Origin of the sequence: Streptomyces sp. NPDC042638 (genome assembly GCF_040647235.1) — a bacterium.
GTDB lineage: Bacteria > Actinomycetota > Actinomycetes > Streptomycetales > Streptomycetaceae > Streptomyces > Streptomyces rameus.
The window spans coordinates 1-5,955 of sequence record NZ_JBEZBT010000119.1 but is presented as its reverse complement, the minus strand read 5'-3'; the positions used below and the strand labels follow the sequence as shown (position 1 = coordinate 5,955).

2 protein-coding genes are annotated in these 5,955 nt (G+C 74.0%); both read left to right on the top strand.

What is annotated here, in order from left to right:
- The first annotated feature begins 13 nt into the window (after window positions 1-13).
- Complete coding sequence (locus AB0B40_RS37770) at window positions 14-4,096, top strand: SDR family NAD(P)-dependent oxidoreductase (protein WP_362268142.1); 4,083 nt, start codon at window positions 14-16, stop codon at window positions 4,094-4,096.
- Between the two features lie 94 nt (window positions 4,097-4,190).
- On the top strand, window positions 4,191-5,955 hold a 1,765-nt coding region (locus tag AB0B40_RS37765), incomplete at its 3' end, for a type I polyketide synthase (protein ID WP_362268140.1).

Genomic DNA, 5,955 nt, shown 5'->3' with positions numbered 1-5,955 from the left:
TTTCCTGACGTCGGTGGCCGAGGCGTTCGTCGGGGGCGCGGCCGTCGACTGGACGGCGGTGTTCGCGGGCACGGGTGCCCAGCGCGTCGACCTGCCCACCTACGCCTTCCAGCACCAGCGCTACTGGCTGGAGTCGGAGTCTGTCGTCTCGGCCGATGTCACGTCGGCCGGTCTGTCCTCCGCCGATCACCCGTTGCTGGGCGCGGCCGTCACGCTGCCCGCGTCCGACGGGGCGCTGCTGACGGGACGGCTGTCCCTGCGCACCCACCCCTGGCTCGCCGAACATGCCGTACAGGGCACGGTCCTCCTTCCCGGGACGGCGTTCGTGGAGCTGGCGCTGCGCGCCGGGGACACGGTCGGGTGTGACCGGGTGGAGGAGCTGACGCTGGAGGCGCCGCTGGTGCTGCCCCGAGAGGGTGGCGTACAGGTGCAGGTGGTGCTGGACGGCCCGGATGCCGAGGGACGCCGGGAGCTGTGCGTGTACTCGCGCGGGGACGGCGCTTCAGAAGCTGCCTGGACGCGGCACGCCTCCGGTGTGCTCGGCACCGACGGCGAAGCCTCCGCGCCGGAGGGTGACCTGAGCGTGTGGCCGCCGGTGGGCGCACAGCAGGTCGAACTCGGCGATCTGTACGCGAGGTTGGCAGCCACGGGCCTGGTCTACGGCTCTGCGTTCCGCGGGCTGGGCGCGGCCTGGCGGCGCGGCGACGAGGTGTTCGCCGAGGTCGCCCTTGCCGAGGAGCAGCGCGCCGACGCGAGCCGGTACGGGCTGCACCCGGCGCTGCTGGACGCGGCGCTGCACGCCTGGCTGACGGACGGGGAGCGGGACTCCGGCACGATCCGGCTGCCGTTCGAATGGCGTGGGGTGTCGCTGTACGCGACCGGTGCCTCGTCGTTGCGCGTGCGGTTGGCACCGGCCGGGGCCGACGGGATGTCGGTGCTCGTCGCCGACGCGGCGGGTACGCCGGTCGCGAGCGCGGAAGCCCTGGTGACCCGTCCGGTCACGGCCGAGCAGGTGGCGGCCGCGGCGCCCGGAGGGGTGGGCGATGCGCTGTACCGCGTGGACTGGACCGAGATGTCCGGCGCCGTGGCCGCCCCGCTGGGCACGGACGGCGGCTGTGCTGTCGTCGGGCCGCACTCCTCGGAGCTGGCCCGTGCCCTCAAGACGGCCGGCCGCACCCCTCAGGAGTACACCGACCCGGCTGACCTCGCCGAGCAACTGGACTCCGGCTCCCCGGCGCCCGGGCTGATCTTCGCCACCGTCGCCTCGGGTATCGAGGACGACGTCGTCACGGCGATGCGCGAGACGACGCACCGGACGCTGGAGCTGCTGCAGGCGTGGCTGGCCGCGGACGGTCTCGACCGGGCACGGCTCGTCCTGGTGACCCGCGGAGCGGTGTCCACCGCTCCCGGTGAAGACGTGCACGACCTGCCGGCCGCCGCCGTGTGGGGACTGGTGCGGTCGGCACAGGCCGAGCACCCGGGCCGGTTCGTCCTGCTGGACGTGGACGACACCGATGCCTCGCTGGCCGTGCTGCACGAAGCGGCGCTGGCCGAAGAGCCCCAGCTCGCCTTGCGGGACGGCCGGGTGCGGGTGCCACGGCTGGCCGGCGGAGTCGCCGAAGGGGTGCTGGTCCCCGAGAGCGGCATCCCGGACGGCACACAGGCTGCCGTACCGGGCATGGCGGACGGCACACCGGACGCCGTACGGGAAGCCCGCCAGGACGGTGTCCCGGCCTGGCGGCTGACGGCCTCCGAGGACGGGACGCTGGAGGGCCTGCGGCTGCGGCAGGCACCGGACGCGACTCGCGAACTGGGCCGGCACGAGGTACGGATCGCCGTACGGGCCGCCGGACTGAACTTCCGCGATGTGCTCCTCGCCCTGGGGATGTACCCCGACGCGGCCCTGATGGGCGGCGAGGGAGCCGGCGTGGTGGTGGCAACCGGGCCCGGAGTGACCTCGTTCGCCGTCGGCGACCGGGTGATGGGCATCTGGTCCGGCGGCTTCGGCCCGCTTGTCGTGGCGGATCAGCGGACACTGGCGCGCGTTCCGGAGCGCTGGACGTTCACCGAGGCCGCGTCCGTTCCCATCGTGTACGTGACCGCGCTGTACGCCCTGCGCGAGCTGGCCGCCGTACGCTCCGGCGAGTCACTGCTGGTGCACTCCGCCGCGGGCGGGGTCGGCATGGCCGCGGTGCAGCTCGCCCGGGCCTGGGACGTCGAGGTGTTCGCCACCGCCAGCCCCGCGAAGTGGGAGGTGCTGCGGACTCTCGGCGTGGACGACGCGCATCTGGCGTCCTCGCGCTCGCTGGAGTTCGCCAGCCGGTTCGGCGGTGACGGGGGCGGAGTGGACGTCGTCCTCAACTCCCTGGCCGGAGAGTACGTCGACGCCTCGCTGGGCCTCCTCCGCGCCGGCGGCCGGTTCGTGGAGATGGGCAAGACGGACGTCCGCGAGGCCGCAGCCGTGGCGGCGGCCCACCCGGCGGTCGCATACCGGGCCTTCGATCTGGGCGAGGCCGGTCCCGAGCGGATCGGCCGGATGCTGGCGGAGATCCTCGACCTCTTCGCTCAGGGGCGGCTGCGGCTGCTGCCCACCCGCGTGTGGGACGTACGCCGGGCCCCGGAGGCGTTCCGGTACATGAGCCAGGCGCGCCATGTCGGCAAGCTGGTGCTCAGCGTTCCCCCCACCGGGCCGCGGCCCGACGGCACCGTCCTGGTCACGGGCGCCGCGGGCACACTCGGCAGGCTCGTCGCCCGGCACCTGGTCGAACGGCACGGGGTACGCAGCCTGCTGCTGGTCAGCCGGCGGGGGGAGGCCGCCGACGGCATGCCGGAACTCCGCGAGGAACTGGCGGCGCTGGGCGCCACGGTACGGACGGCCGCCTGTGACGTCGCCGACCGCGACGCACTGTCGGCACTCCTCTCCGACCTGCCGGACGGACACGGCCTGACCGGTGTGGTGCACGCCGCGGGCGTCCTGGACGACACCACGGTCGCGTCCCTGACGCCGGAACGCCTGGGCACCGTACTGCGCGCCAAGGCCGAGGCGGCCTGGCATCTGCACCAGCTCACGCGCCGTTTCGACCTCTCCCTTTTCGTCCTGTTCTCCTCGACGGCGGGTGTCTTCGGCTCCGCGGGCCAGGCGAACTACGCGGCGGCCAACACCTTCCTGGACGCTCTCGCCCAGCACCGCAACGCGCAGGGTCTTCCCGCCAACTCGCTGGCCTGGGGCCTGTGGGCCGAGCGCACGGGAATGACCGGCCACCTCAACCAGGCGGACCTGTCCCGCATGAGCCGCAGCGGCCTGCTGCCCTTCTCCTCACAGGAGGGCCTGGCGCTCCTCGACGCGGCGGGCGGTCTGGCCGAGGCCCTCGTCGTACCCGCCCGGCTGGACACGGCACTGCTGGCCGCAGAGGCCGCCCAGGGCGGCACCCCGCCGCCCGCCGTGCTGCGCGGTGTCGTACGACAGCCCGGGCCGGCCCGGAGGTCCCGTGTCCAGGAACCGCAGCGCTCCGACGCACCGTCGCCGGCGCAGCGGCTGGCCGGGCTCGCCGCGCCGGAGCGGCGGCGGACGCTGCTGCGGCTGGTCCAGGAGCACGGCGCCACCGTGCTCGGACACGGTTCCGCGGTGTCCGTCGTCGCCGACCGCGGTTTCCTCGAACTCGGCTTCGACTCCCTCACCGCCGTCGAACTGCGCAACCGGCTCAACGCGGCCACCGGACTGCGGCTGCCCGCCACGCTGATCTTCGACTACCCGACGCCCGAGGCGCTCGCCGGACTCCTCGACGAGGAGCTGGCACCCGCCCCGGCGGCCGAGGCGCCGGACACCTCTCTCACCGCCGAACTCGACCGGATGGAAGCCGCGTTGCGCGAGGCGGTCGCCGACGGCGACACCGGTGCACGCGAGGTGGTGGCCAGCCGGCTCCGGGAACTGCTGTCCAGCGTCTCCAGCTGGAGCGACGGCGGAACCCCGTCGGAGGCCGTGCCGGCCGCCGAACCCGACGCCTCGGACGCCGTCGCAGACCACTTGGAGACCGCGGACGCGGACGAACTCTTCGCTTTCATCGACCAGGAGTTCGGCTCCGCGGAGGAGTCCTGATCCGCTTGACCGCTCCCGCGCCCACCGGTGCCGTCCCGCGCGCCGCCCTGTCCTTCCCGCTGTACGCCCAGCTTCCCAAGCACGTGAGGTCCTGATGTCGGAACAAGAAAAGCTCCTCGGTTATCTCCGTCGGGTCACGGCCGACCTGCATCAGACCCGCAACCGCCTGCAGGAAGTGGAGGCGGCGGCCCACGAGCCGATCGCGATCGTCGGTATGGGCTGCCGTTTCCCCGGCGGCGTCCGTGCCCCCGAGGACCTGTGGCGCCTGGTGTACGGCGAGGAGGACGCGATCACGCCGTTCCCCGCCGACCGCGGCTGGGACACCGACGCCGTCTACGACCCCGACCCCGACCGGCCGGGCACCACATACGCCCGCGAAGGCGGCTTCCTCGCGGAGGCCGGCGACTTCGACGCCGACTTCTTCGGCATCTCGCCGCGTGAGGCGACGGCGATGGACCCGCAGCAGCGCCTGCTGCTGGAGACCGCCTGGGAGGCCATCGAGCGCGCGGGCATCGACCCCGCCTCGCTCAAGGGCAGCCAGGCCGGTGTCTTCGCGGGCGCCGTCGCGCCCGACTACGGACCGCGCGTCCACGAGGCCGCCGACGGTGTCGAGGGCCACCTCGTGACCGGCAGCGCCATCAGCGTCGTGTCCGGCCGCGTCGCCTACACCCTCGGCCTGGAGGGCCCCGCCGTCACGGTGGACACCGCGTGTTCCTCCTCCCTGGTCGCCCTGCACCTCGCCGTGCAGGCACTGCGCCGCGGCGAGTGCACCCTCGCCCTCGCCGGCGGCGTCACGGTCATGGCCACCCCCGGCACCTTCATCGGCTTCAGCCGGCAGCGTGGACTCGCCCCGGACGGCCGCTGCAAGCCGTTCGCCGCCGCGGCCGACGGTTTCGCCCCGGCCGAGGGCGCCGGCATGCTCCTCCTGGAGCGCCTCTCCGACGCCCGCCGCAACGGACACCCGGTACTGGCCGTCGTACGCGGTACGGCCGTCAACCAGGACGGCGCCAGCAGCGGGCTGTCCGCCCCCAACGGCCCCTCCCAGCAGCGCGTGATCCGTGCCGCGCTCGCGGACGCCGGACTCTCCCCCGACCAGGTCGCCGCCGTCGAGGCCCACGGCACCGGCACGAAGCTCGGCGACCCCATCGAGGCACAGGCCCTCCTGGCCACCTACGGCCGTGGACGCGACACCGACAAGCCGCTGCTGCTCGGCTCCGTCAAGTCCAACATCGGGCACACCCAGGCCGCGGCCGGTGTGGCCGGGCTGATGAAGATGGTGCTGGCCATGCGGCACGGTGTGCTCCCGCGCACCCTGCACGTGGACCAGCCGTCACCCCACGTGGACTGGTCGGCCGGAGCCGTCGAACTACTGACCGAGACCACCCCGTGGCCCGAGGCCGAGGAACCACGCCGATTCGGCGTGTCCTCCTTCGGCATCAGCGGAACCAACGCCCACGCCATCGTCGAAGAGCCCCCCGTGCCGCAGGCCGACACCGACGACGACACCCCCGGCACCCCGGCGCCGACCGCCCTGCCGACCGTCCCCTGGGTGCTGTCGGCCAAGTCCGCGGCGGCACTGCGCCCCCAGGCCGCGCGCCTCTTGGAGCACGCCGAGGCCCACCCCGAGGCGACGGCCACCGACACCGCCCTCTCCCTCGCCACCACCCGGACCGCCTTCGACCACCGCGCCGTCGTCCTGGCACCCGACCGCACCACGGCGATGCGGGAACTCCGGTCCTACATCTCCGGCCGCGCCACCACCGCCCTCGTCGAGGGCACCGTCCGCCGCGGCACCGGGGTCGCCTTCGTGTTCCCGGGTCAGGGTTCGCAGTGGCTGGGTATGGCTGCGGACTTGCTGG